This is a genomic window from Vreelandella zhuhanensis (assembly GCF_009793355.1).
Classification (GTDB): domain Bacteria; phylum Pseudomonadota; class Gammaproteobacteria; order Pseudomonadales; family Halomonadaceae; genus Vreelandella; species Vreelandella zhuhanensis.
The window spans coordinates 85924-112703 of the sequence record NZ_WTKP01000007.1; the positions used below are offsets into that span (position 1 = coordinate 85924).

A 26780-nucleotide genomic window follows, 5' to 3' on the forward strand; every position below is an offset into this window, starting at 1 on the left:
CCCGAATTCGAGGCGGTGGCAGTTGGGCGTCGTGGCCATGGGTTCGATCCAGGCGACATTGTAGCCTTCTCCACCCGGCTTGTCTTTGCTTGCCGGGTGGCTCGTCCCATAGAGCGCTCACAGCTGGCGGATTTCGATACCCAAGGGTTCACGCGAGGCGCCGGCAGCTTCCAGACGTGCCAGGTAATCCGCCCAATAGGTATCGAAGCGGGTCGCCAATTCGTACAGATAAGTGAAGCTGTACAGGCCGGTGTCGTGGCCATCATCGAAGTGCAGCTTGAGCGCATAGCGCCCGGTAGGCGTGATGTTCGCCAGGCCCACATCTTTCTTGCCTACCTGCAGCACGGCGGTTTCCCCGCCGTGGCCACGTACCTCGGCGGAGGGTGAATAGACCCGTAAGTACTCCACCGGTAGGCGGTAATGGCTGCCGTCGGCGTAACTCAGCTCAAGTTCACGCGCTTTCTTGTGGTAGTGAACCTGTTTGGGTTCAGGAGCATTCATGCTGACCTCCTCGGTTACCGGAGTAACCTTTGTCTAAAAAACGACTACCCGGCGAGCAGATCCCAGGTAGCCGGCTTTCTAGAGAATATAACGTGCCAGGTCTTCATCCATTGCCAGTTCGCCAAGCTGAGCATTGACATAATCTGCGTCGATCACCAGCGGGCTCTGCATGTCGCCGCCCTTGAATGAGGCTTCTTCGAGCAGACGCTCCATGACCGTATGCAGACGCCGTGCACCTATATTTTCGGTGCCTTCGTTGACCTGCCAGGAAATTTGCGCGATCCGTTCGATGGCATCGTCGGTGAAGGAAATATCCAGCCCTTCGGTGGCCAACAGCGCCTGATACTGGCGAGTCAGTGACGCGGAAGGCTCGGTCAGAATACGCTTGAAGTCATTCGGCGTCAGCGCATCGAGTTCCACGCGAATCGGCAGGCGCCCCTGGAGTTCGGGAATCAGGTCCGAAGGCCGTGACAGGTGGAAAGCACCGGAGGCGATGAACAGGATATGGTCGGTCTTGACCATGCCGTACTTGGTGGATACCGAGGAGCCTTCAATCAGCGGCAAGAGGTCGCGCTGAACACCTTCGCGTGACACTTCGCCACCGCTGGACTGGCCGCTACCCTTGGCCACCTTGTCGATTTCATCCAGAAACACGATGCCATGCTGCTCGACTGCTTCCACGGCGCGTGCCTTGATTTCTTCTTCATTGACCAGCTTGGCGGCTTCTTCGTCACGCAGCAGGGCAAAGGCATCCTTGACCGCGACACGACGTGTTTCGCGTTTCTGCTGGCCCATATTGGAAAAGAGGCTTTGCAGCTGGTTGGTCATCTCTTCCATGCCCGGCGGGGTCATGATGTCAACGTTCGGGCCATGCGCGGAAATCTCGATATCGATTTCCTTGTCATCCAGCTGGCCTTCACGCAATTTCTTGCGGAAGGCCTGGCGGGTACCGCTGTCTTGGCGCGGCTGGTCTTCCTGGCCCCGCGGTGGTGGCAATAGGGCATCCAGAATCCGGTCTTCGGCAGCGTCCGCGGCACGATTGCCGACTTCCTCTTTGGCCTGTTCACGCACCATCTTGAACGCCGCTTCGATCAGGTCACGAATGATCGACTCCACATCCCGGCCCACATAGCCAACTTCTGTGAACTTGGTGGCTTCGACCTTGATGAAGGGTGCGCGGGCCAGCTTGGCCAGGCGCCGGGCGATTTCGGTCTTGCCCACACCGGTAGGGCCGATCATCAGGATATTCTTGGGGGTGACTTCCGGGCGCAGGTCGTCGTCGAGCTGCATGCGCCGCCAGCGGTTGCGCAGGGCGATGGCCACGGCGCGCTTGGCATCCTGTTGGCCGATGATGTATTGATCCAGGGCATGGACGATTTCACGGGGAGTCATCTGGGTCATGGTCTCGGCCTTAGCGTTCGGTGGACGTTGCGGAAGCTTGCTCTTCATAGGAGAGCTCTTCGAGTGTCACGTGATGGTTGGTGAACACACAGATGTCACCGGCGATGGCCAAGGATTTTTCGGTGATTTCACGCGCAGAAAGGTCGGTATTTTCGAGTAGCGCACGCGCCGAGGCCTGAGCGAAATTGCCCCCGGAGCCGATGGCAAGGATGCCGCGCTCGGGCTCAACCACGTCGCCATTGCCGGTAATGATCAAGGAGGCGCTGTGATCGGCGACCGCCAGCAGTGCTTCCAGGCGGCGCAGGGCGCGATCGGTACGCCAATCCTTGGCCAACTCCACAGCGGCCTTGGTCAGGTGTCCCTGGTATTTTTCCAATTGCGCTTCAAAACGCTCGAATAGGGTGAATGCATCGGCGGTGCCACCGGCAAATCCTGCCAGCACCTTGCCGCGATACAGGCGGCGTACCTTGCTGGCATTGCCTTTCATCACGGTATTGCCCAGTGAGACCTGGCCGTCACCCGCCAGGGCGACCTGGTTGCCGCGACGCACGGATACGATGGTGGTCATGGAGAAAACTCCTTGGGGGAGGCGTGCTCCCGATGACTTGCGATATCGCCGACGGCGATAGGTGTTTTGCTATGCACAACACAATGTGGGCGCATCCTGAAAAAACAACCGCCTTACGCTTATGGCAAGTACTTATGGCACGATTGTTCAGGACGCTGTACGAGAGGCCCTGTGCAAGATCAGTTCTGCAGCTGAATCAGTAATGGCTCGATACCTTGGGTGCTCATCAAATCCTGAGCACGATTAAGTTCGCGGGTGTCCTCATAAGGCCCGACCTGAACGCGATGCCAGGTATCGCCACCGGCCTGTACCTCGCTGATCTGGGCCAGCAAGCTCAGGTTGCGCAGCCGTTGGCGCAGTTGCTCGGCATCACTGATTTCCCGAAACGAGGCGGCCTGAAGCATATAACGATGTGCTTCGGCGGCTGCGGTGGGTTTGCTGGGCGCCTGCTCATCGGGGCGTGTATTGGCCGCAATCACTTCGGCAATGGGGTCGCTTTGCACTGCCTCGGAAGTCGGTATCTCTTCTATGGCCTGTGCCGGTATGGGCGGGCGCGAGGCGGTGGACGGCAGGGTGGCGCCTGGAGCGATCACCTCGGTCTCCGGCAGCAAGGTATAGAACTCGAAAGTCGGCATGGCCGGTTCGGCGGCGGCCTCGGTTTCTCGCGCCGCTTCACGCTCTTGCGAAGCGGCAGGCTTGGGCAATACTGTGGCTTGGGGGGGCGAGGTTGCTTGCTCCTGCCAGGGTGCTGTGCCGTGCTGGTGCTGGGCAAGAAAAAAGCCTGCCGCCATGCCTGCCAGGCCCCACACCCAGCCGGGTAGGCGCCAGCTGCTGCGGGTGGCACGTGGGGCTTTGCGTTGGCTTGTTGCACCGCTGCGGCGCGCGGGCGTCTTGCGCGGGCTGGCCATGGATTACATCTCCTCGGGGGCGCTGACACCCATCAGGTCAAGGCCGTTGCGCAGCACTTGGCGAGTGGCCAGGCCAAGACCCAGGCGCGCATTACGCAGGGTATCATCCTCTACCATCACCTTGACCGCGTTGTAACAGGTATGGAAATCCCCAGCGAGAGTCAGCAGATATTGTGCGATTTGTTGTGGCTCACGGTTCTTGGCGGCATTTTCGACCACTCCGGGAAAGCGTGCCAAGCGGTTCATCACGGCCTTTTCCTGGTCGCTTTCCAGCAGGGCCAGGTTGGCCAGGGCCAGGTCGTGGTCGAAATCCTGACCGGCATCCTGCGTCTTGCGCAGCATGCTGCATACCCGGGCGTGAGCATACTGGATGTAGTACACCGGATTATCGTTGGATTGCGAACGGGCCAGGTCGATGTCGAAAGTGAGCTGGGAATCCGCCCGCCGGGCGGCGAGAAAAAAGCGTGTGGCGTCACGACCCACTTCATCGATCAGATCGCGCACGGTGACGTAGCTGCCGGCACGCTTGGAGATCTTCACTTCGACACCGGAGCGCGTGACCATCACCATCTGGTGGAGGACGTAGTCCGGCCAGCCTTGGGGAATGCCGACCTCGAGGGCCTGCAACCCAGCACGTACCCGCGTGACGGTGGAGTGGTGGTCGGCGCCCTGTTCGTTGATCACCGTTTTGAAGCCGCGCTGCCATTTGTTCAGATGATAAGCGACGTCAGGCAGGAAATAGGTGTAGTCGCCGTCCTTCTTGCGCATCACCCGGTCCTTGTCGTCACCGAAAGCGGTGGTGCGCAGCCAGAGGGCACCGGCATCTTCATAGGTATGGCCGTTTTCCACCAAGCGCTTGACGGTCTCCTCGACCTTGCCTTCTTCGTAGAGCGACGATTCCAGGAAATAGACGTCGAATTCCACACCGAAGGCTTTGAGATCAAGGTCCTGCTCGCGGCGCAGCCAGGCCACGGCGAATTCCTGTATGGCGTCGAGGTCGTCGGGGTCACCCTTGGCGGTGACGTGGCGGTCATCGGCGGCCACGCTTGCGCCGGCTAGATAATCATCGGCAACGTCGCTGATGTACTGGCCACGATAGCCGTCTTTCGGCCAGCTGGCGTCTTCCGGCCCCAGTCCCTTCGCCCGTGCTTGTACCGAGAGCGCCAGGTTACGGATCTGGACGCCGGCGTCGTTGTAGTAGAACTCACGAGTGACGTCATAGCCGGTCGCTTCGAGCAGGCGGCACAGGCAGTCGCCGATGGCGGCACCACGGCCATGGCCCACATGCAGCGGGCCGGTGGGGTTGGCGGAAACGAACTCGACCTGCACCTTTTCACCCTTGCCGATCAGGCTGCGCCCGAAGGCATCGCCGCAATCCAGCACTTGGGCGACTACCTGAGCGGCGGCAGTGGTGGCAGCGAAAAAGTTGATGAATCCCGGCCCGGCGATTTCGACCTTGGTGACGGCGGCGTCCTGAGGCAGGGCCGCAATCAGGATTTCAGCAAGCTCGCGAGGCTTCTTGCCTGCCGGCTTGGCCAGTATCAGGGCCAGATTGCTGGCGTAATCACCGTGGGCCTTGTCCTTGGTCGGGTCGACCTTGATCACGGCTTGGATGTCATTCGGCAGCACGCCCTGGTGCTTGAGCGTCACGATGGCGCCGTCGAGCAGAGAAATGATGGTGTCTTTCATTTAAGGATATCCGGGTAACGTCGGTGTGCTGCGAAGCGCAGGAAAAGTAAACCATGCCTTTGCGTCGTCAAAGAGGTTCATTATCGGCAATTGAGCCACACTTTCAAAGCCGTGCCGTGAATCGATTCAGCTTAAGCTCTGGGGATCGATGTCCAGCGACCAGCGTACCTTGCGCGCCTCAGGGTTGGCTTGCAGCCATTGGCTCAGCCAATTGGCCGCCGGATGCAGCTGGCTGCGCTTGTCCGCCGCCAGCATCACGTGAAGGTGATAGCGGTTCTGGCGACGCTCCATGGGCGCGGGTACCGGGCCGAGACAACGCACCGGGCGGTCGGTCAGCCAGTCGCGCAAGGCTTGGGCGGCTTGCTGGGCCAGCGCCAAGGCGGCGGCTTCCTTGGGACTTTCGATGCGCAGCAACGCCATGAAGCAGAACGGCGGTAGCTTGGCGGCGCGTCGCTCCTCCAATAGCTGGCGGGCGAGAGGCGCGTAACCCTGTTCTGCCAGTAGCCTGAGGTGGGGGTCGTCCGGGTGCAGGGTCTGGACCAGAACGCGCCCGGGATGCGCGGCGCGTCCGGCACGCCCGGCCACCTGCTCGAGTAGCTGGGCGCTGTGTTCCAGGGCGCGAAAATCCGCGGCATACAGGCCGCCGTCGGCATTGACCACCACCACCAGAGTGACGTGGGGCAGGTGGTGGCCCTTGGCCAGCATTTGGGTACCCACCAGCAGGCAGGGGGCGCCGCGCTGAATCTCCTTGAGGATTTGCTCGAAACTGTCGCGCCGCCGGGTGCTGTCACGGTCGATACGATGCACCGTCACCTTGGGAAATAACCCCTGGAGCGTCTCTTCGGTGCGTTCGGTGCCGCTGCCCAGGGCACGCAGGTCGCCGCTGCCGCAATCGGGGCAGGCATCCGGCAGGGCACGGCGGCTGTCGCAGTGATGGCAGGCCAGAAGCGGCGGATGGCGGTGCAGGGTCATGCGTGCATCGCATTGATGGCACTCGGCCAACCAGCCGCAGGCGTGGCAGGCGAGGGTCGGGGCGAAACCACGCCGGTTGATGAACACCAGTACCTGATGACCGGCGCCGAGCGTGGTCTTGATGGCTTCGATAGCGGTGGGGGTCAGCCCCCCTTGGCGCGGGCGGTGGCGCAAATCCACCAGTTCGAGCTTGGCCGGCGGGAAGCGGCTGGCACGCTGGGTCAGGCGCAGGTGCTGGTAATTGCCACTCAATGCCTGTTGCAAGCTTTCCAGGGAGGGGGTGGCACTGCCTAGCACCAAGGGAATGCGGTGATGGTGGGCGCGAGCCACGGCCAGGTCGCGTGCATGATAACGCAGGCCGTCGTGCTGTTTGTAGGAGCCGTCGTGTTCTTCATCGACGATAATCGCACCGGGATTGGCCAATGGTGTGAACAGCGCCGAACGGGTACCTATAATAATCAGGGCGCGCCCGCTGGCAGCGGCTTCCCAGGCGTCCAGGCGTTCATGATCGGTGAGCCCGGAATGCAGTGCCACCACCGGAACACAGAAACGTTGGCGAAAGCGTGCCAAGGTTTGCGGAGTGAGCCCGATTTCCGGCACCAGCACCAGTGATTGACGCCCTTGGCGGGCAATGGCTTCGATCAGTTGCAGATAGACCTCTGTCTTGCCGCTACCGGTAACGCCTTCCAGGAGGCAAGGATGAAAGTCGTCGCGGCGCTCGTGCAGGGCGGCCAGCGCCACGGCTTGTTCACGATTGAGAGGCAGGGCGGGGGTTGCGAGTAGCTTGCCAGTGTCAGGGTGAGCGGCGGCCAAGGTAACCTCGCGTGACGCGACCAGCCCTTTTTCCTGTAGAGCGCGCAGTTGCTCGCGGGTGAACCCTTGGGCATAGATGGCACGACCGGCAAGGCCGTGAGGATGCTGTTGCAGCATCTCGCGTAGCGCCGCCTGGCGCGGGGCACGGGCCAAAGGGTCGGGTTGTTTTTCAGAGGCGCTATCAATCGATTGCCATAAGGTGTGGGTGCGTCCGACCAAGCGGTGCCCTTGGCGCATTAGTGCCGGCATTGCCTGATGCAGGGTGTCACCCAAGCTATGCTGATAATAACGGGCGGTAAACCGGCATAACCACAGCCAGTCGGAAGGCAGTGGGGTTTCATCAAGTACCGCGCCGATCGGGCGTAGCTTCGCCAGTGGTAGCTCACTATGAGTGGTACACTCGATCACCACGCCGACGACCTCGCGCCGGCCAAATGGCACCCGCACACGCAATCCCGGCTGCCATCCCTGGCTGGGAACTTCCCGGCCAGGCAAGTAGTCGAACAGGCGACGCAGCGGCGAGGGCAGGGCGACCCTGAGAACGGTCGATAAAGCAGGATTGGGCAATTGGCCTCCGGCGTCAGCTTTGCTATAGTACGCGGCTATCCTGAAGCAGGCGGTTCAGGGCGTTAACCGGTTCAGCAGTTTTTCAACCCGTATGCGGTGCCTGGCAAGTGATCAGGTGGCGGCATACAGCTCAAGTGAGGCTCAAGATGAGACAAGGTATTCACCCGGATTACAAGAAGGTCACAGCGACTTGCTCCTGTGGCGCTACTTTCGATGTCGGCACCACATCGGATCATGATTTCTCTCTGGACGTTTGTTCCAATTGCCACCCTTTCTACACCGGCAAGCAGAAGCAAGCGACCACTGGTGGCCGTGTCGAACGCTTCAACAAGCGTTTCGGTGCTGCGGTCAAGCGCGGTTAATAATCCCTTTGACATCCACCTGAATGGCGTTGAGTCAACTGGCCTTTAACTGAATGATTCTTGAACTGGACGGTTCTTGAGCAAACAGTTTCTTGAGCCGACCAGGCTCAAGCGAAACCCGCCCCCGGCATTGCCGGGGGCGGGTTTTTTTATTGGCTGGCAATTGTGTTTTTAAATAAAATTTGGAAAATTTTTCCATAAAAACTAGGTATGCAAGGATAAGTAAAAGCTTATGGCTGAAGGCTGCTGGCATAAGTTTCAGCAAATAGATTCGATCGTCGGTAAAAATGAAGCTAAAAGTGTAAAATAGTCCCGTACGTGTCAAAAAGGCGGAGAGGGTTGAGCATGTCAGGGTTTTTCTATACTCTCGTTTTCTCTATATTTCCTTTTGACGTTTGATTGGGCCCCGACGATGACGGATGCAAAGAAGCAAGCTGCACTGGATTACCATGCCAAACCAATTCCCGGTAAATTGTCTGTCGAGCTGACCAAGCCGACTGCCACCGCCCGTGATCTGGCGCTAGCTTATAGCCCGGGTGTGGCCGAGCCTGTGCGCGAAATTGCCCGCGAGCCGGAAAACGCCTATCTCTATACCGGCAAAGGAAATCTGGTCGCTGTCATCTCCGACGGTACGGCCATTCTGGGACTGGGTAACCTGGGCCCGCTGGCCAGCAAACCGGTCATGGAAGGCAAGGGCGTGTTGTTCAAGCGCTTTGCCGGCATCAACTCAGTGGATATCGAAGTCGATGCCGAAAGCCCTCAAGCTTTCATTGACACCGTGGCGCGCATTGCCGACACCTGGGGCGGTATCAATCTTGAAGACATCAAGGCCCCTGAATGTTTTGAGATCGAGAAAGCGTTGATCGAGCGCTGTAATATTCCGGTCTTCCATGATGACCAGCACGGTACCGCTATCGTGACTGCCGCCGGCATGCTCAACGCGCTGGATATTGCCGGTAAATCGATCGAAAACGTCAAGATCGTCTGCATGGGTGCCGGAGCGGCAGCCATTGCCTGTATGCGCCTGCTGGTTTCTTGCGGCGCTAAAAAGCAAAACCTGGTGATGCTTGATCGGCGTGGTGTGATTCACACTCACCGTGAAGGTATCAATGAATACAAGGCCCAGTTCGCCTTGGATACTGATATGCGTACGCTCGATGATGCCATCGACGGGGCTGATGTTTTCGTGGGTCTTTCCGGCCCGGGGCTGCTTTCCGCTGCGCAGGTCAAGACGATGGCGCCGGACCCGGTGATCTTCGCTTGCACCAATCCCGACCCCGAAATTCACCCGGACGTCGCTCGCGAAGCGCGCCCGGACGTGATCATGGCTACTGGGCGTTCGGATTACCCCAACCAGGTCAATAATGTCCTGGGGTTCCCCTTCATTTTCCGTGGTGCGCTGGATGTGCGCGCCACGCGCATCAATGAAGCCATGAAGCTCGCTGCGGTACACGCCTTGAAAGACCTGGCGCGTGAGCCGGTTCCCCAGGAAGTGCTGGATGCTTATGAGTGTGATGAGATGAGCTTCGGCCGTGAATACATCATTCCCACTCCGGTGGATGTACGCCTGTTGGCGCGTATTTCCTCCGCCGTGGCGCAAGCGGCGGTGGACTCCGGTGTGGCGCGCAAGCCGTATCCGGCGCACTATCCGCTGAAAAGCATCAACGACGTTTACGGCGGCTGAGGTAACGGACACTCGACAATCGCGCACCTCGCCGCGTATTAAAGATGCCTGCCACCGGATGACCGGGGCAGGCATTTTGCGTTGCAGGGAGTAAATAGCAACGAAGGGAAAATAGGCCGTTAGCGAATGGGCGCATCGTGGATGCGAATCAGGCCTTCCTGGGCGGTGGAGGCTACCAGCCGGCCTTGACGGTCATAGATGTGCCCGCGTGCCAACCCCCGGGCACCACCTGCCCAAGGAGAGTCGATCACATAAAGCAGCCAATCATCCAGGCGGGTATCGGCATGCAGCCACAAGGCATGGTCGAGACTAGCGATCTGCAGGTGCTTATCCGTATAGCCCACACCATGCGAAATCAAGCTGGTGGTCAGAAGATTGAAGTCCGAACTATACGAAAGCAAATGCCGATGCAGTGCCGGGTCGTCGGGCAAGGTTCCAGACAATCTGAACCATAGGCATTGGCCGGCGGGCACCGCATTGTCGGGATTGCCTTCGAGGTAAAGAAATTCGATGGGGTGACCGGGAAAGCGTGAATGCTGGGTATCACTGCTCTTGAGCAAGGCTTCGGGGGTGGGTACTTCGGGCATGGGACGCTGATGTGATAGATTGGGTTCCGAGCTTTGAAACGAGGCACTGCAGAAAAAAATCGGCCGTCCTTTCTGGATGGCTGTAACTCGGCGCGTGGTGAAATTACCTCCATCGCGTACGGTATCCACCTGGTATACCACCGGGCGATGGGGGTCGCCGGGACGCAGGAAATAACCATGTTGAGAATGCGGACGGCGCTCCTTGGGCACGGTGCGTGCGGCAGCAGCCAGCGCTTGTCCGAGAACCTGGCCGCCATATAGCTGAGGGAAACCGAGATCCTGGCTTTGCCCGCGAAACAGCGTCTCTTCAAGAGGTTCCAGATCCAGTAATCCGATCAGGTTATTCAGGGACTCTGCCATTCTCGTTATCCTGTGTGCAAAGATGATCAAAAATATGAAACGGGTCAGTACGCGAGTCGCGCTTATCACTATCATACGACCGTTTTCTACCTTAGCGGAGTTTGCCTCCATGCGCAGCGATGAATTTTACATGCACCGGGCGTTGGACCAGGCACACCATGCCTTGGCGGCGGGTGAAGTGCCGGTGGGTGCCGTGGTGGTCTGTCCTGAAGGAAATGTCATCGGTGCGGCCTATAACTCGCCGATAGCAAGTTGTGACCCTTCGGCGCATGCAGAAATTCGCGCATTGCGGGCGGCCGGAGCGCAGCTGGGCAATTACCGGCTGGATGGATGCAGCCTGTTTGTGTCTCTGGAGCCGTGCATGATGTGCACCGGTGCCATTGTTCATGCCCGCCTGGCGCGGCTGGTGTATGGTGCCGCCGAACCGCGCACCGGTATGCTGGAGTCCAAGGCGAACCTGCTGGCGCAACCCTGGTTCAATCATCGTGTCGAGGTGCGAGGCGGGCTGTTGGCGAGCCAGTCAAGGCGCTTGTTGAAGACATTATTTGCCCTTAAGCGCGGCGAGCCGGAAGCTTAAGCCGGAGCGGCAGCCAAATCACTGTTTCGCCGATTATTTTTAGCACGATGCAGTGCTTCATCGGCAGCTTGCATCAAAGGGTCTATATTGATTTCTTTAATCAATCAATTGGCGGCACAAGGTCGAACAATGGAAAGACGGCATCCGCATCAAGTTCGGTCTGTTCAAGCTGGAAAAACTGCTGTCGACTGCGCTCGACGTATTCAAGCATCTCATAATAACGTCTGATGTTGCGCACGTAGATCACCGGCTCCCCTCCGCGGGCGTAACCATGGCGGGTCTGACTGTGCCATTGTTGTTTTTGCAGTAGCGGCAAGGCCTCACGCACATCGAGCCAGCTGTCCGGGTCGCCGCCGCGGGTCTCGACAATACGCCGGGCATCATACAGATGGCCAAGCCCGACGTTATAAGAGGCCATGGCCATGAACAGGCGATCCTCACCCATGATCGACTCCGGTAGGCGATCCATGATGCTGCGCAGGTAGCGTGCCCCGCCGTCGATGCTTTGCACCGGATCGACACGGTCGCTAACGCCCATTTCCGCGGCCGTGGGCAAGGTCAGCATCATCAAACCGCGTACCCCGGTGGGGGAGGTGGCCTCGGGGTCCCAATGGGATTCCTGGTAGCCCATGGCGGCGAGTAATTTCCAGTCGAACCCGGTTTGTCTTGCGGCTTCCCGGAACAAGGCGTCAAAGCGCGGCAGGCGCGAATCCAAATGGCTCAGGAAAGTGCGAGTGCCCACGTATTCCAGATAGTCGTCATGGCCGAAATAACGTTCCACGAGACGATCCAGAACGCCGCTTTGCTGCATGTCGCCAAGGTAGTTATTGGCGGCTTTCAACAGGCCCAGCCCACGGCCCCGAGGAACCGCCCAGGCCATGGAAAGCGGTTCGCCCAACAGAAAGCCACGCTCGACGTTGGGAAAAAACAGCCGGTTCAGGCGGAATTGATGATCAAAGATGACGGCGCCATCCAGTGTGCCGCTTTCCACGCGAGCCAGAAGATCCGCAACTTCAAGCTCGGTGGACTCCTTCCAGCTCAGCAGTGGCTGCTGTTGCTGCAGCTCACGCAGCACCTTGTCTGTTCCGGTACCGCTCAGGGTGCCGATCTCCAGTGCGGCCATGTCGGCGGGTGCTTCAATGCCGTGCAGGCCGCGACGATAAACGAACAGCGGTTGCAAGCCGATGATGGCTCGAGTGAAATACACGCCCGGCGTAGTGGGTTCCAGCGGTAGCGCGGCAGCGCCCAGGTCGCCTTTTTCACGGACCGCGGGCAGCACGCTGTCGAGATGATGGCCGGCATCCAGATTCAAGCTCACCCCGAGGTAATCTGCAAAACCGCGCATCAGTTCGTACTCGAAACCGGTGGGGCCATGGCGGCCTTCGTAATAGGTGGTAGGGGTATTGCGGGTATGCACGGTAATGAAATCGCGCGACTGGATCAGCTTTAGGTGTTCGCCGTCGGGAACGAGCGAAAAGGTAGGCATCATCACCATCAAAGCGATGGCAATCAGGGTAAAATACCCCCCGGCACAAACCTTGAAATGTCGGCTGAACAGTTTAAGCATAATGTCATGTCGGCATGAAAGGAGTCATCACGATACCCAGGCCGGTGCTTGCTGTCACCTCGCTGATTTCGTGTGGCCAATGCTTTCCAGTATCATAGGGGAATTACCGCTCGACGGTTTACCGTTTCCCCCGCTCGAATTCCCTGCTCTAGAGGCTCCAGGATATGCTCGAACTGCCAGGCGCACCCGCCCTTTCCGACTTCCGTCATGCCCGGTTGTTAACGGTTCTGCGTGAACGCCTTCCCGAGGTCGAGTCGCTGTCTGCCGACTATGTCCATTTCATTGATCACCAGGACAAGCTGGACGATGCCGACCTTGAACGCCTCACCCAGCTTCTGGATTATACCAGCCAGGGCGGTGAGCGTGAGCCACCGCCCAAGTCTGCTCAACGGTTTCTGGTGGTGCCGCGACTGGGTACGCAGTCACCCTGGTCGTCCAAGGCCACGGATATCGCGCATAATTGTGGCCTGAAGAAGGTTCAGCGCATCGAGCGGGGCATCGATTATCGCCTGACATTCAGTGCACCCTTGGATGAAGCCGAATTCACCACCCTGGTAGCGTTACTGCACGACCGCATGACCGAAACGGTGTTGAGTGACGCCTCGGATGCGGCCAAGTTGTTCGCTCACCATGCGCCTGCCCCCCTGGGGACTGTGGATATTCTCGACGGTGGCCGTGAGGCGCTGGCCACCGCCAACCGAGAATTGGGTCTGGCCCTGGCCGATGATGAAATCGTCTATCTGGTGACAGCGTTCGAAGAACTCGAGCGCAACCCTACCGACGTCGAATTGATGATGTTCGCCCAGGCCAACTCCGAGCACTGCCGCCACAAGATATTCAATGCCGACTGGGTGATCGACGGCGAAGCGCAGCCGCACTCCCTGTTCAAGATGATCAAGAACACCTTCGCCAGCTCGCCGGATAACGTTCTTTCCGCCTACAGCGACAATGCCGCCGTTATCAAGGGTAGCCATGGCGGACGCTTCTTCGCCGACCCCCTGACCGGCCAAGCCGATGAAACCGCGCGTTATGCCACGCATCAGGAGCTGATTCATATCCTGATGAAGGTGGAAACCCATAACCATCCCACGGCGATTGCCCCCTTTCCTGGCGCCGCCACCGGTTCCGGCGGCGAGATCCGGGATGAAGGTGCTACCGGTATCGGCGGCAAGCCCAAGGCGGGGCTTTCCGGTTTTACCGTTTCCAACCTGCGTATTCCCGAATTCGTTCAGCCTTGGGAAACCCTCGATTACGGCAAGCCTGAGCGGATCGTTTCCGCGCTTGAGATCATGCTCGAAGGGCCGATCGGCGGCGCGGCGTTCAACAACGAGTTCGGTCGCCCCAATCTCACCGGCTATTTTCGTACCTACGAGCAGGACGCTCTGACCGAAACCGGTATCGAGCGGCGTGGTTTTCACAAGCCCATCATGCTCGCCGGTGGCTACGGCAATATTCGTGCTCACCATGTCCAGAAGGGCGAGATTCCCGTAGGGGGAAAGCTGATCGTCATGGGCGGCCCGGCGATGCTGATTGGGCTGGGTGGCGGAGCGGCTTCCAGCATGGCGTCCGGGGTTTCCAGCGCCGACCTGGATTTTGCCTCGGTACAGCGTGAAAACCCGGAAATCGAACGCCGCGCCCAGGAAGTGATCGACCGCTGCTGGTCGCTGGGCGAGCGCAATCCGATTCGCTTCATTCATGATGTCGGGGCCGGTGGGCTTTCCAATGCCTTGCCGGAACTGGTCAAGGATGGCGGACGCGGCGGGCGCTTCGATCTACGTGCGGTACCCAACGCCGAGCCAGGGATGAGCCCCTTGGAAATCTGGTGCAACGAGGCCCAGGAGCGCTACGTGCTTGCCGTGGCGCCGGAGGATCTGGCGACCTTCGAGGCATTATGTGCCCGCGAGCGCTGCCCTTATGCGGTGGTCGGGGAAGCGCTTGAAGCGCATCATCTGGAAGTGCACGACGGCCATTTCAATAGTCAGCCGGTCGACTTGCCGATGAGCGTATTGTTCGGCAAGCCGCCCAAGATGCTGCGTGAATTCCAGAGCGAGACCCGCACCATGCCAGCGGTGATGCTGGATAATCTCGATCTTCGCGAAGCGATGGATCGGGTGCTGCGTCTGCCTACCGTGGCCTCCAAGAGCTTTCTGATCACCATCGGCGATCGTTCAATCACAGGCCAGGTGGCTCGCGACCAGATGGTCGGCCCTTGGCAGGTGCCGGTGGCCGATGTCGCGGTGACCACGGCAAGCTACGATACCCATGCCGGGGAAGCGATGGCCATGGGTGAACGCCCGCCGGTGGCATTGATCAATCCGGCAGCAAGTGCCCGTCTGGCGGTGGCCGAGGCCATCACCAACCTGGCGGCCGCGCCGATTGCTAAGCTCGGCGACGTCAAACTTTCCGCCAACTGGATGAGTGCGGCGAGCCATCCCGGTGAAAACCAGGCGCTGTATGAAGCCGTGCATGCGGTGGGCATGGAACTGTGCCCGGCACTAGGTATCGCGATTCCCGTCGGCAAGGACTCCATGTCCATGCGTACCGCCTGGCAGGAAGAAGACGCCAAGGGCGAGGTCGAAGACAAGAGCGTCACCTCGCCGTTATCACTGGTTGTTACCGGCTTCGCTCCGGTGACCGATGCCCTGGCGACCCTCACGCCCGAGATAAACCTGGAGCAGGAAGAGAGCGACCTGATCCTGATCGATCTGGGCAACGGCCAGAACCGCTTGGGTGGCTCGGCCCTGGCTCAGGTATATGGACAGGTGGGTGATGAGTGCCCCGATCTTGACGACCCGGAAGACCTCAAGGCGTTCTTCGAGGTCATCCAGGGGCTCAATCGCGACGGCAAGCTGTTGGCCTATCACGACCGCAGCGACGGCGGCCTCCTGGTTACGCTTTTAGAAATGGCTTTCGCCGCTCATGCCGGCTTGGAAATCAAGCTCGACTGGCTGATCGACGAGCCGGTGGAGGCGTTCAACGCCCTGTTCTCTGAGGAGCTGGGTGCGGTGATCCAGGTCAAGCGTGCCGACACCGCGGAAGTGCTGACCCAGTTCGCCATGGCGGGTATCGAAACCTGCGGCGTCATCGCCCGTCCGCGCTATGACGACCAGGTGCGTGTGACGGTATTCGAGGAGCCGTTGCTGGAAACCACGCGCCAGCTTACCCAGCGCACTTGGGCGGAAACCAGTTATCGCATGCAGGCGCTGCGTGACAACCCCGAATGTGCCAAGAACGAATTCGATAATCTGCTCGATGCCCGCGACCCGGGTCTTTCCGCCATGCCGACCTTTGACGTGAACGAAGATATCAGCGCACCGTTTATCAATACGGCCCGCCCGGCCATGGCGATCCTGCGTGAGCAGGGGGTCAACGGTCAGGTGGAAATGGCCTGGGCCTTCGACAAGGCCGGCTTCGATGCTGTGGATGTGCACATGAGCGACATCCTCGAAGGCCGGGTGAACCTCAAAGACTTCAAGGGGCTGGCGGCCTGCGGGGGCTTCTCCTATGGCGATGTGCTGGGCGCCGGTGGCGGCTGGGCCAAGTCGGTGCTGTTCAATGAGCGTGCCCGCGAGCAGTTTGCGGCGTTTTTCCAGCGTGAGGACAGCTTTTCGCTAGGGGTGTGCAACGGCTGTCAGATGCTCTCGCAGCTCAAGGACATGATCCCGGGGGCGGAAAAATGGCCACAGTTCATGCGTAACGAATCCGAGCAATTCGAGGCGCGCGTGGCCATGGTTCGTGTCGAACAGACGCCTTCGATCCTGCTGGCGGGTATGGAAGGGTCGCGCTTGCCGATTGCCGTGGCGCACGGTGAAGGCCGCGCCGAGTTTCGCGATAGCGCCCACCTTCGCAAGATGCAGTCGAGCGGCCAGGTCGCCATGCGCTATATCGACAACTACGGCCAGGTCACGACACGCTATCCGGCCAATCCCAACGGCTCGCCTTCCGGTATCACCGGCCTGACCACCCCGGATGGTCGAGTCACCATCATGATGCCGCACCCGGAGCGTGTCACCCGTGCGGTCACCAACTCCTGGCGTCCTGCAGAATGGACGCAAGACGGTGCCTGGCTGCGAATGTTCCGCAATGCACGGGTCTGGGTAGGCTGAGCGATGCCCAAAAGCAACTCCTCCAAGGCGGCCCAAGGGTCGCCTTTATCGTCACCGCCACCCGCCCTACGTCCTTATCAGACTGAAGCGGTCAAGCGCGTTGTCGAGCATTTTCGCGGCTCCAGCGACCCGGCGGTGGTGGTATTGCCCACCGGCAGCGGAAAGTCGTTGGTGATTGCCGAGCTGGCGCGGCTGGCGCGGGGGCGAGTGCTGGTGCTGGCCCATGTGCGCGAGTTGGTCGAGCAGAATCACGCCAAGTACCAGGCCTATGGGCTCGAAGCGGATATCTTCAGCGCCGGGCTCAAGCGCAAGGAGGCCGAGCGGCAGGTGGTGTTTGGCTCGGTACAGTCGGTGATGCGCAATCTGGCGCGTTTTGGCTCTGATGAAGGCGAGCGGGGCGGCTTCACCTTGCTGGTGATCGACGAGTGCCATCGTGTTTCGCTCAAGGAAGATGCCGGTTATCGTCAGGTGATCGAGCATCTGCGCCGGCAAAACCCGCAGCTCAAGGTGCTGGGGCTGACCGCCACGCCCTATCGGCTGGGGCAGGGGTTTATCTATCATCGCCATACCCATGGCATGGTGCGCGGTGATGAAGACTGTTTCTTTCGTGACTGCGTGTTCGAGCAACCGCTGCGCCTGATGGTCAAGCAGGACTATCTGGCCAAGCCCGAGCGCATTGATGCCGCCGTGGAGCGCTACGATTTCTCCCAGCTTATGCCTGCCTCCTCGGGCCTGTTCCGTGAAGAAGAACTCAATCGGGTGGTGGCTGCCAATCGCGCAACGCCGGGAATCATCCAGGAGATCATCCAGCGCGCCGAGAACCGTCAGGGGGTAATGATCTTTGCCGCCAGTGTCGCCCATGCCGAGGAAATATTGGGCTATCTGCCGGCGCGTGAGGCCGGGCTGATTACGGGGGCTAGCGCCTCCGTCGAACGTGAAGCGCTGATCAGCGCTTTCAAGGCTCGTAAGCTCAAGTACCTGGTCAACGTGGCGGTGCTGACCACCGGCTTCGATGCGCCGCATGTCGATCTGATCGCGATCTTGCGGCCCACCGAATCGGTCAGCCTTTACCAGCAGATTGTCGGGCGTGGCCTGCGTCTCTCACCGGGAAAAACCGATTGCCTTGTGCTGGACTACGCCGGTAACCCTTGGGATATTTATGCGCCGGAGGTCGGTTCACCCAAACCCCCCGGCGACAACGAGCCGGTCCAGGTGGAGTGCCCGGCCTGCGGCCACGCCAATCTTTTCTGGGGCAAGCGTGACGGCGACCTGGTCATCGAGCATTTCGGCCGCCGCTGCCAAGGGTTGGTCGAAGATGCATCGGTCGCCGGTAGAAAGCGTCAATGTGATTTCCGTTTTCGCTTCAAGGTGTGTGGCGATTGTGGCGCCGAAAACGACATCGCCGCCCGGCGTTGCCATGGCTGCCAAGTGCTGCTGGTGGATGCCGATGACAAGCTCAAGGATGCCCTGAAGCTCAAGGATGCCTTGGTGTTGCGCGTCAGCGGCATGCAGCTGGAAGCCACCGTCAACGGCCGCGGGCTGCCCCGCCTGAAGGTCACCTATCACGACGAGGACGGCGCCACCCTGAGCGAATGGTTCGCTCTGGAAACCGCTGCACAGCGACAAGCTTTTCACGCTGTCTTTCTACGCGAGCACCTGCGCGCCCCCGGCTTGTCCTGGAAGCCCATGACACCGGGGGAGGTGATAGCCGAACAGCATCGTCTGCGTGGGCCGGATTTCGTCATCGGGCGCAAGGTAGGGCGGCATTTCCAAGTGCGCGAGAAGCTCTTCGACTACAGCGGGCGCTATCGCAAGGCGCAGAAAGCAGGGTAAGCGAGTGCAGGTTCTTGCGGCTCAGAACCCCGAGCCGGGTTGCTTGAGAAACTCGATTTCTTCGGCGGTGGAGTCGCGCCCTAGAATCGCATTACGGTGTGGATAACGGCCGAAACGGTCGATAATCGCCTTGTGTTTCACTTCAAAGTTGTAGTTGTCTTCCAGGCCATTGGCTCGAAACAGACGTTCGGCATGCTGATGAATCTTGGGTGATTCGCTGTGCATGTAGGGCATATAAAGAAAATTGCGCTCAATGGGTGTCAAGGTTTCCGCCTCTCCCGAGGCAATGGCCTCCTGGGCCAGCATCAGCGCCACGTTATCCTGAGCAAATGCTTCCGGGGTATCGCGGTGTATATTGCGAGAAAATTGATCCAGCACCAGTATTTCGGCCAGTCTCCCCCTAGGAGTCGCTCGCCATTCAAATAGCTCCCCCTGGGCGGCCTGGCTTAAAAGTGCCTTGAAGCGTTGGGTGATTCTGGCATCGAGTTCCGCATCCTTTGCCCACCACTGTTTCGGGTCGAGTTCGTTGAACCAGAAATCCAGTACGGCTTGTTGCATGTCACTTGTCTCCTGCTGAGTCGAGGTAGGGTTTCCTTCAGGGGCGGACTGTGGCTCGAACAAGGCTTCCACGATACGGCATTCGCGAATTCTGCCGCCTCGGCACTGAGTAACGACGGTACGCAGTTCTTGCGCCAATGCCTGTAGGGCCGAGATGCGTGCTTCGATGCGCTGCAGGTGTTGCGAAGCGATAGCGTCCACCTGGTGGCACTGTGCGTCTGGGTGAGCGGTCAGGTTCAGCAGTTCATGGATGCTGTGTAGGTCCAACCCCAGGTCGCGCCCATGGCGAATGAATCCCAGCTGTTTCACCGCTTCCGCTGTGTAGTAGCGGTAGCCGTTGTCACCCCGTTTAGGAGGTTTGAGCAAGCCGAGTTTTTCGTAGTGACGGATCGTTTCGACTGAACAGCCGCTGGCGCGAGCGACCTCGCCTATCTTGATCAGTTCGTGCATGTGGTTTGACTCTGTAACGGTTACAGGGTTTATGCTAGATCGTAATGGCATATGAAGGCAATCGCCGAAGGAGACGCCCATGCAGATGCTCAATGAAATGCTTTCCGTGGCGCTGGCAGCGGCCCCTTGGTTATTATTCGGCCTGTTCGTGGCCGGCTTGATCAAGGCATTTTTCCCCGATGCCTTGCTGGAACGTTGGATCGGCGGGCGAGGACTGGCGAGTATTGCGCGGGCAGCGGTTATCGGGGCGCCCTTACCCCTGTGTTCCTGCGGAGCGATTCCTACCGCCCTGGCGCTGCATCGCAAAGGCGCGGGGCGTGGGCCGACCACGGCCTTTCTGATCGGCACCCCCGGCGTAGGGGTGGATTCCATCGCGATTACCTATGCCCTGTTAGGGCCCTTCATGATGATAGCGCGCGTGACTGGGGCAATTGCCACCGCTATTGCGACGGGGCTGCTGGTGGCCATGACCAACGAGCGACCCGTCATGCCCGAACCGCAAAGCGCCTGTGGAGGGTGCTGCGAAGCAGGGCATGCGCCGCCAGTGCCGGAAGGGGGCGATTCAAGGTGGCAGCGGCTACGCCAAGGCATGCATTATGCGTTCAATGATGTCCTCGACGACATCAGCCTTTGGGTCCTGGCGGGGTTGATGGTGGCCGGGGCGCTGATGGCTTGGGTGCCTCCCGAAGCCATCGCCACTTACGGCAGTGGTTTCGGAATCATGCTGTTGATGGCGGTGGTGGGTATTCCGTTGTACCTATGCGCCACCGCCGCCACGCCGATTGCCGCCGGCATGTTGCTGAGCGGCGTATCTCCCGGTGCGGTCATTGTATTTCTGTTGGCCGGGCCTATTACCAGCCTAGCCACGCTGGGCGTATTGCGTCGTGAACTAGGCGGCCCTGCGTTAGCGGCTTATCTGGCGGGCATCCTGAGCACGGCACTTATCGTGGGTGTCTTGACCAATGTGCTGGTGGCGCAGCTGGATATCAACCTGATCGCCCAGGTAGGCGCGGTTCAGGAGCTGTTGCCGGAATGGCTGGAATGGTCGGCGCTCGGCTTGCTGGGAATACTGGCTATCCGCCCGCTACGGCGTGGCGTGGAACGTCTGGTTCCTCAATGACGGGGTTTTCCAGTGAAAGGCGTGGCTATAATGGCGCTGCCGTGATCTGGCATTTCTCGTGCCGCCAAGTTTGCTAGACTGCACGGCCAGCTCAGCCTTTCAGCCCACCCAGGAGAATCGACCCGCGTGAGCGAGACGTCCATTACTCAGCCCTTTAGTGAAACGCCTGCGGTGGAAGCTCCCGTGGCGGAGGCCTTGGGGCGGCTATTCAATGAGCCCATTACTCAGATGCCGGAGGACCTGTATATTCCTCCAGAAGCGCTGCGTGTATTTCTGGAAGCATTCGAAGGACCGTTGGATTTGCTGTTGTACCTGATCCGGCGTCAGAACCTGGATATTCTCGCGATCAATGTGGCGGTGATTACCCGGCAATACATTGAATATGTTGAACTGATGAAGTCGATGGAAATCGAACTTGCCGGTGAGTATCTGTTGATGGCGGCCATGCTTGCGGAAATCAAGTCGCGCAGCTTGCTGCCGCGCCCGCCCCGGGAAGGCGGCGGCGAGGAAGAAGAGGACCCACGCGCTGCCTTGATTCGTCGCCTGCAGGAATACGAACGCTTGAAGGAGGCGGCGGAATCGCTGGAAGCCATGCCGCGTGCCGGACGTGACTGGTTCCCTGTCCAGGCAGGCTTGCCACCGCTTGAAGCGCAAGTGATCCATCCAGAGGTGGCGCTGGATGAGCTGCTCGGCGCCTTGGCTGATATTCTCAAGCGCGCCGAACTCAACCAAACCCACCAGATCAGCCGGGAAGTGCTTTCCACTCGTGAGCGCATGCTGAGGATCATGGAGCAATTGAGCCACGAACATTACATGCCCTTTGAAGCACTGTTCACCCTGGAAGAAGGTCGCGCCGGCGTGGTGGTGACCTTCATGGCGATACTCGAACTGACCAAGGAAGCCATGATCGAGATCGTGCAGAATGCACCGCTTTCGCCGATTCACGTCCGTGCTCGTACGGCTGTCCCTTCTGGCACCGAGGAGAGCGCCTTCGAAGATCAAACGGCAGAGCCCGCTTTCGAATGGCAGGAGAAGGTGCCGAAATGAATGCCTCCCTGTTGGAAGAAATACTCGAGGCCACCTTGCTGGCCGCCGGTGAACCGCTGGCGCTGGAGCGCCTGGAAGGTGTCTTCAGTGAGGCGGAACGGCCGCAGCGGCGTGAACTGCGCGCCGCCTTGCAGCGCCTTGAGCAGCGTCATGCAAGCGGGGCGCTCGAACTGATGGAAACCGCTTCCGGCTATCAATTGCGCATCCGGCCACGGCTTTCGCCCTGGGTCTCGCGGTTGTGGGACGAGCGCCCACAGCGATATTCGCGCGCGCTGCTGGAAACCCTGGCCTTGATCGCTTATCGTCAGCCGGTTACCCGCGGCGATATCGAAGACGTTCGCGGGGTCAGCGTCAGCAGCTCCATCGTGCGGACCTTGATGGAGCGCGGCTGGATTCGTGTGATCGGGCACCGTGATGTGCCAGGCCGCCCGGCGGTATACGCCACCACGCGCACCTTTCTGGATGACTTCGGGCTCAAGACGCTGGATGCTCTACCGCCGATGCATTTGTTGCTTGACGACATTCAGAGTAAAGAAGCGCTGGACAAGGACGACCAAGCCAAGGAAAAAGCATTCAAGGATGAGGTGAGCGCTCCGGTGGAGACACCGACGGCTGAGATAGCCGACACACAGCACGCCGAGATGGCGTCAACATCGCCGCTGAGTTTTGCCGACCTTCAAGCAAGGCTGGCGGCACGCGCCGGGACTAGCGTCGATGACGACACAAGTGCCGGTGATGATAACCCTGAAGTGAGGTCGGATGACCATGAGTACGACAACTAACACGCCTAACAGCACCCCTAACAGCACCCCCAAGCCCGACACGGAAAAGCTGCAAAAGGTGCTGGCCCGCGCCGGAATGGGTTCGCGCCGTGAGATGGAAACGGCGATTGCCGGGGGGCGCGTCAAAGTCAACAATCAGCTTGCCAAGCTGGGCGACCGTGTGGGAATGCGCGACAAGGTCAGTTTCGATGACCGTCCGGTTTCGCTGCGTGCCGAAGACGATGTGCCGCGCCGAGTGATCATGTACAACAAGCCCGAAGGTGAACTCTGCACACGCAAGGATCCCGAAGGACGGCGTACCGTTTTCGAGCGCTTGCCGCGTCTCAAGGGCGAGCGCTGGATCGCCATCGGCCGTCTGGATATCAATACCAGCGGCTTGCTGTTGTTCACCACCGATGGGGAATTGGCTAACCGCCTGATGCATCCTTCCACCCAAGTTGAACGGGAATATGCCGTTCGGGTCATGGGTGAAGTAAAGCGAGAGCAGATAGTGGCCATGGTCGAAGGCGTAATGCTGGAAGACGGCCCGGCGCGCTTCAGCGATGTACAGGAATTCGGCGGCGAAGGCATCAATACCTGGTTCCATGTGGTGATCCTCGAAGGACGCAATCGGGAAGTGCGACGTCTGTGGGAATCCCAGGGGCTAACGGTCAGTCGTCTGAAGCGCGTGCGTTACGGTAATATCTTTATCGACAAGCGTGCCAAGGCCGGTGAATGGATCGAGCTGACTCAGGATGAGGTGGATGACCTGGCCGGTCTGGCTGAGCTTGAGTCGCGCAAGGTGCCGGCACTGACTCCGGATGAGAAAAACCGTTGGAGTCGCGATAAGCAAAAGCGGCGCCCGGTGCAGGCAATGCGCAAGCCGACTGAAAAACCTCGGCGTCGCTAGGCACTGCCAAACGTTCGTTGGCTGATTTCAGTCACTACCTAAGGGTGCCGCCATGGAAAAAGTTAAAATAAATCCTTGCCATGGCGGGCCTCTATACGTATTATTTGCACCCGTTAAGGCGGGTCGTTAGCTCAGTTGGTAGAGCAGTTGGCTTTTAACCAATTGGTCGTAGGTTCGAATCCTACACGACCCACCATTCGAACGTTGTGTGAAGCAAGCTGTGAGCAAGTCAGTAAAAGGCAAGTCAGGGTCGTTAGCTCAGTTGGTAGAGCAGTTGGCTTTTAACCAATTGGTCGTAGGTTCGAATCCTACACGACCCACCAATTTTAACGCCCCGTCAGCAAGCTGACGGGGCGTTTTGCTGTGCGGCGATGAGAATAAGCGGCATGGCCTGGACACCTGTCACTGCTCTAGGTCTTGCGCTGTGCAACGAATTGCCAGCACAATGGTCTGAATAGCTATTGGTTGGCCACCGCGAGAGACGCCACGGCCACCATTTCGGTGCATGGTTCATGCGGAGCGCATGAGTGCCGTGCCTGGTGCCATGCAGGGGGAGCCTCTGCCGTCACAGTGGTAGACACGATGACTATAATGACCAAGCAAGCTGAGCTTATCGCTCAGATTCCTAGCCCGTACTGTCCCACTCGCATTCCCGCCGAGGATCAAGCTCGCGTGGAAGAGATCAAGGGATTGCTGAAAGCCCAGAATGCGGTGCTGGTAGCGCACTATTATACCGACGACGCCATTCAACAGCTTGCTGAGGAAACCGGTGGCTGCGTGGCGGATTCCCTGGAGATGGCCCGTTTCGGCGCTCGCGACGAAGCCACCACCCTGGTCGTGGCCGGGGTTCGTTTCATGGGCGAAACCGCCAAGATTCTGTCCCCGGAAAAGCGTGTGCTGATGCCCACTCTGGAGGCCACCTGTTCGCTGGACATCGGCTGTCCGGAGGATGAGTTCAGCACATTCTGCGATGCGCATCCAGATCGTACCGTGGTGGTGTACGCGAATACCTCTGCGGCGGTAAAGGCACGTGCCGACTGGGTGGTGACATCCTCCATCGCCGTGGAGGTGATCGAGCATCTCCAGGCGCGAGGCGAGAAGATCTTGTGGGCGCCGGACAAGCACCTAGGGGGCTACATCCAGAAAAAAACTGGCGCCGACATGTTGCTGTGGGACGGTGCCTGTATCGTTCACGAAGAATTCAAGGCCAAGGGCGTGGAAGACCTGAAACGCCTCTACCCGGATGCCGCCGTTCTGGTGCACCCGGAATCGCCTGCTTCGGTAGTGGCATTGGCCGATGTGACAGGCTCTACCTCGCAGCTGATCAAGGCCGCAAAAGAGCTGCCCAATGACAAGCTGATCGTCGCGACCGATCGCGGCATCTTCTTCAAGATGCAGCAGGCAGTGCCGCACAAGACATTGTTCGAGGCGCCCACGGCGGGTAGTGGCGCTACTTGCAAGAGCTGCGCCCATTGCCCGTGGATGGCAATGAACGGTCTGGATAATTTGGCGGAGGCGCTGCGTCAGGGCAGCGGAGAAATCCATGTGGACGATGCCATGCGCCAAAAAGCGTTAAAGCCCTTGGAACGCATGCTCAGCTTCAACGCCTGATAGGCCTTGTCTCATCTGATGATCCTTGGAGCGCTGGAATTTTTACTTGGCTGCAGCGCTTCTGATTTTTCGGATCGGTTTTAAAGCGTCTATTTGCCGAACTTTTCCAATGTTTCCCGATAGTCGATAAAGTCCTGGCGGCGCTGCTCGATGCGCCCCAAGGCTTGGCGATCGTTTTGCTGCTCAGCCACGTCCTTGGCAATATCCAGTTGCCTGATACCCCGATCAATCCGCCCGGTGAGCTGCAATTGCTCGGCACGGGCGAGATGCCCCCAAGCTTCTCGTCCACTACGCCCAGCGGCTTCCGCCAATAAACTGAATGCCTGCGCATTTTCCGGTTGCTGAGCGGTAATGTCGCGAAGAATGCGGTAGGCCTCGTCTGGCTGGTATTGCAGCAATGCTTCGCCAAGCACCATTTGCGCTGGGAGGTGATTGGGCATCAAGCGTAGCAGGCGACGGCTGCGCTGGGCAGCCTCTTCATAGCGGCGATCCTTGAGCGCCATTTCTGCAGCGGTAGCCGGGAATATGGCCAGGTCGGGCAATGCTCGAGCGAGTTGATCGAATTCTTGCAATGCCTCGTCGGTGTGTCCGGCCTGAGCGTCGAGTAGCGCCTGGAGATAGCGTTTGGCGATGTCTTCTGCAGCCGGGCTTTCCTCCATCCGAGTGATTGCCTGCTGCGGGCGGTCGGCGTGGATATGTGCCAGAGCCCGCGCTCGTATCAAGGCATACATGGGATTGCTATCGCCAGACGAGGCTGCTTGCAGTTGTGAAGCGCGTGATTGAGCATCGCTCAGGCGCGCCTCGGAAACCGGGTGGGTAAGCAGGAATTCCGGTGGGGTGCCGCCTTGCAGGCTGGCCATGCGTTGCATGGCACGAAACATGCGCACCATGGCGTCGGGCTCGAAGCCGGCATCGGCCATGGCTTGCAGACCCAGGCGGTCGGCCTCCTGTTCGAAGCGCCGCGAATAGCGGAGTTGGTCCTGCGCCAATGCCGCCTGGGAGCCTATCGCTGCAGCGAGGCCGGCATCGCCGCCACCGCTTGCGGCTATCAGCATTCCCGCCAGCATTCCCGCCATGGCGGGAAGCTGGGTTTGCTCGGCGCGTGCCGTGCCTCGCGCATAATGGCGCTGCGAGAGATGTCCCAGTTCATGTGCCAGAACCGATACAAAGGCACCTTCATCTTCGGCAAAAGCAAACAGCCCAGCGTTGACGCCGACGACGCCGCCGGGCACGGCGAAGGCATTCAAGGCGTCGTTATCGACCATCACGATGCTGGTGCGGGTACTGCCCAATTGGCTGTGAGGAAGTAACCGGGAAATCAGGCTGTCGATGTAATCAGCCGCTATTGCATCATCCCATTCAGGGGCATGAGCGCGAAATTGACGTAGCCAGGCACGCCCCAGGCGGTACTCCTCGTTGCCCGCCGTTTGTGTTGCACTGCTGCTCAGGCTGGGCAGGCGTGATTCGTCGAAAGCCAAGGCATGGGTGCTGAAAAGCATCAGGTTGAGGATGCAAAGTATCAGCCAGCCAGAGCAATACCGATGTAGAGCGGAAGACAACATGGCACATCCTCATGAGTAGGGGGCGTGAATGGACCGAATAGTGAGCATGAACGAGAACAAGCAAGAGCCATGCTAAAAGAACAAGGTAAATGAAATGGGCTGAAAAGATGAAAAAAGCGGGATGTTAAGCAACCAGCCACGTTGTGACATTGATTCACAGGCGGAAGTGCCGTTAAATCCTCAGGGTTTTATCGAAAGAGTTTACCGAAAAAATTTTATTGAAAGAGTTTTATCGAAACAGAGTGCCGTTGGTATGGATGGCATTC

General features: G+C 59.4%; 20 protein-coding genes, 2 tRNA genes and 1 pseudogene. 12 read left to right on the forward strand and 11 right to left on the reverse strand.

The features are described from left to right. Positions 1-117: 117 nt before the first annotated feature. From GPM19_RS10890 to GPM19_RS10915, 6 genes are all read right to left on the reverse strand, one after another. Entirely contained in the window at positions 118-501 is a 384-nt protein-coding gene (locus tag GPM19_RS10890; RefSeq protein WP_160419071.1) for a gamma-butyrobetaine hydroxylase family protein, read from the reverse strand. A 78-nt stretch (positions 502-579) separates the two neighbouring features. Next, positions 580-1902: an ATP-dependent protease ATPase subunit HslU gene (gene hslU / locus GPM19_RS10895; protein WP_160419190.1), complete on the reverse strand. Its 1323-nt coding sequence runs from the start codon at positions 1900-1902 to the stop codon at positions 580-582. Between the two features lie 10 nt (positions 1903-1912). Continuing rightward, the gene (gene hslV, locus GPM19_RS10900; RefSeq protein WP_160419072.1) at positions 1913-2470 is read right to left on the reverse strand and encodes an ATP-dependent protease subunit HslV; all 558 of its coding nucleotides are present in this window, start codon (positions 2468-2470) and stop codon (positions 1913-1915) included. A gap of 179 nt (positions 2471-2649) precedes the next feature. Next, the gene (locus GPM19_RS10905) at positions 2650-3378 is read right to left on the reverse strand and encodes an SPOR domain-containing protein (RefSeq protein ID WP_160419073.1); all 729 of its coding nucleotides are present in this window, start codon (positions 3376-3378) and stop codon (positions 2650-2652) included. Positions 3379-3381: 3 nt separating this feature from the next. Beyond that, positions 3382-5067, reverse strand: coding sequence for an arginine--tRNA ligase (gene argS, locus GPM19_RS10910; protein WP_160419074.1), 1686 nt, complete (start codon positions 5065-5067; stop codon positions 3382-3384). A gap of 126 nt (positions 5068-5193) precedes the next feature. Continuing rightward, positions 5194-7419: a primosomal protein N' gene (locus GPM19_RS10915; protein ID WP_160419075.1), complete on the reverse strand. Its 2226-nt coding sequence runs from the start codon at positions 7417-7419 to the stop codon at positions 5194-5196. A 146-nt stretch (positions 7420-7565) separates the two neighbouring features. Between GPM19_RS10915 and rpmE the strand changes: the two genes are divergently transcribed. Together rpmE and GPM19_RS10925 are read left to right on the forward strand one after the other, a co-directional pair. Beyond that, positions 7566-7781 carry a 50S ribosomal protein L31 gene (gene rpmE / locus GPM19_RS10920; RefSeq protein WP_160419076.1) on the forward strand — a complete coding sequence of 72 codons (216 nt, stop codon included), beginning with the start codon at positions 7566-7568 and terminating at the stop codon, positions 7779-7781. Positions 7782-8193: 412 nt separating this feature from the next. Next, positions 8194-9465 carry a malic enzyme-like NAD(P)-binding protein gene (locus GPM19_RS10925; RefSeq protein ID WP_160419077.1) on the forward strand — a complete coding sequence of 424 codons (1272 nt, stop codon included), beginning with the start codon at positions 8194-8196 and terminating at the stop codon, positions 9463-9465. A 119-nt stretch (positions 9466-9584) separates the two neighbouring features. Here the strand turns inward: GPM19_RS10925 and GPM19_RS10930 are convergent, their stop codons facing one another. Continuing rightward, on the reverse strand, positions 9585-10412 hold the full coding sequence (locus tag GPM19_RS10930; protein WP_160419078.1) for an acyl-CoA thioesterase: 828 nt from the start codon (positions 10410-10412) through the stop codon (positions 9585-9587). Positions 10413-10521: 109 nt separating this feature from the next. Here GPM19_RS10930 and tadA point away from each other — a divergent pair, with 109 nt between their 5' ends. Beyond that, the gene (tadA, locus tag GPM19_RS10935) at positions 10522-10989 is read left to right on the forward strand and encodes a tRNA adenosine(34) deaminase TadA (protein ID WP_160419079.1); all 468 of its coding nucleotides are present in this window, start codon (positions 10522-10524) and stop codon (positions 10987-10989) included. 100 nt (positions 10990-11089) lie between these two features. On the opposite strand, the gene mltF is transcribed toward tadA, so the two are convergent. Continuing rightward, positions 11090-12556 carry a membrane-bound lytic murein transglycosylase MltF gene (mltF, locus tag GPM19_RS10940; protein WP_160419080.1) on the reverse strand — a complete coding sequence of 489 codons (1467 nt, stop codon included), beginning with the start codon at positions 12554-12556 and terminating at the stop codon, positions 11090-11092. A 164-nt stretch (positions 12557-12720) separates the two neighbouring features. Here mltF and purL point away from each other — a divergent pair, with 164 nt between their 5' ends. Continuing rightward, positions 12721-16662 carry a phosphoribosylformylglycinamidine synthase gene (gene purL, locus GPM19_RS10945; RefSeq protein WP_160419081.1) on the forward strand — a complete coding sequence of 1314 codons (3942 nt, stop codon included), beginning with the start codon at positions 12721-12723 and terminating at the stop codon, positions 16660-16662. 3 nt (positions 16663-16665) lie between these two features. After that, positions 16666-18495 (forward strand): DNA repair helicase RadD, encoded by a 1830-nt coding sequence (radD, locus tag GPM19_RS10950; RefSeq protein WP_160419082.1) that lies wholly within the window; start codon positions 16666-16668, stop codon positions 18493-18495. A 21-nt stretch (positions 18496-18516) separates the two neighbouring features. Here the strand turns inward: radD and GPM19_RS15270 are convergent, their stop codons facing one another. Both GPM19_RS15270 and GPM19_RS15275 read right to left on the reverse strand, forming a co-directional pair. Then, positions 18517-19053 carry a DUF924 family protein gene (locus GPM19_RS15270; protein WP_202114809.1) on the reverse strand — a complete coding sequence of 179 codons (537 nt, stop codon included), beginning with the start codon at positions 19051-19053 and terminating at the stop codon, positions 18517-18519. A 129-nt stretch (positions 19054-19182) separates the two neighbouring features. Further along, positions 19183-19584 (reverse strand): annotated as a pseudogene (locus tag GPM19_RS15275) (MerR family transcriptional regulator); the annotation flags it as partial. Here GPM19_RS15275 and GPM19_RS10960 point away from each other — a divergent pair. The 7 genes from GPM19_RS10960 to nadA all read left to right on the forward strand — a co-directional run bounded on the left by GPM19_RS10960 (position 19583) and on the right by nadA (position 24952). Further along, positions 19583-20623, forward strand: coding sequence for an SO_0444 family Cu/Zn efflux transporter (locus tag GPM19_RS10960; RefSeq protein ID WP_160419084.1), 1041 nt, complete (start codon positions 19583-19585; stop codon positions 20621-20623). The pseudogene GPM19_RS15275 and the gene GPM19_RS10960 sit on opposite strands and share 2 nt — an antisense overlap. 126 nt (positions 20624-20749) lie before the next feature. Next, a complete protein-coding gene (locus tag GPM19_RS10965; protein ID WP_371829361.1) occupies positions 20750-21670 on the forward strand; it encodes a segregation and condensation protein A in 921 nt (306 codons plus the stop codon). After that, positions 21667-22452 (forward strand): SMC-Scp complex subunit ScpB, encoded by a 786-nt coding sequence (gene scpB, locus GPM19_RS10970; protein WP_160419085.1) that lies wholly within the window; start codon positions 21667-21669, stop codon positions 22450-22452. The genes GPM19_RS10965 and scpB overlap by 4 nt, the downstream gene beginning before the upstream one ends. Beyond that, positions 22436-23341 (forward strand): 23S rRNA pseudouridine(2605) synthase RluB, encoded by a 906-nt coding sequence (gene rluB, locus GPM19_RS10975; RefSeq protein ID WP_160419086.1) that lies wholly within the window; start codon positions 22436-22438, stop codon positions 23339-23341. The genes scpB and rluB overlap by 17 nt, the downstream gene beginning before the upstream one ends. A 120-nt stretch (positions 23342-23461) precedes the next feature. Further along, positions 23462-23537, forward strand: a tRNA-Lys gene (locus GPM19_RS10980). A 51-nt stretch (positions 23538-23588) separates the two neighbouring features. Beyond that, positions 23589-23664 (forward strand) — tRNA-Lys (locus tag GPM19_RS10985). 259 nt (positions 23665-23923) lie between these two features. After that, positions 23924-24952, forward strand: coding sequence for a quinolinate synthase NadA (gene nadA / locus GPM19_RS10990; RefSeq protein ID WP_160419087.1), 1029 nt, complete (start codon positions 23924-23926; stop codon positions 24950-24952). An 89-nt stretch (positions 24953-25041) separates the two neighbouring features. Here nadA and GPM19_RS10995 read toward each other — a convergent pair whose 3' ends face one another. Continuing rightward, positions 25042-26514 (reverse strand): M48 family metalloprotease, encoded by a 1473-nt coding sequence (locus GPM19_RS10995; protein ID WP_160419088.1) that lies wholly within the window; start codon positions 26512-26514, stop codon positions 25042-25044. Positions 26515-26780: the final 266 nt, after the last annotated feature.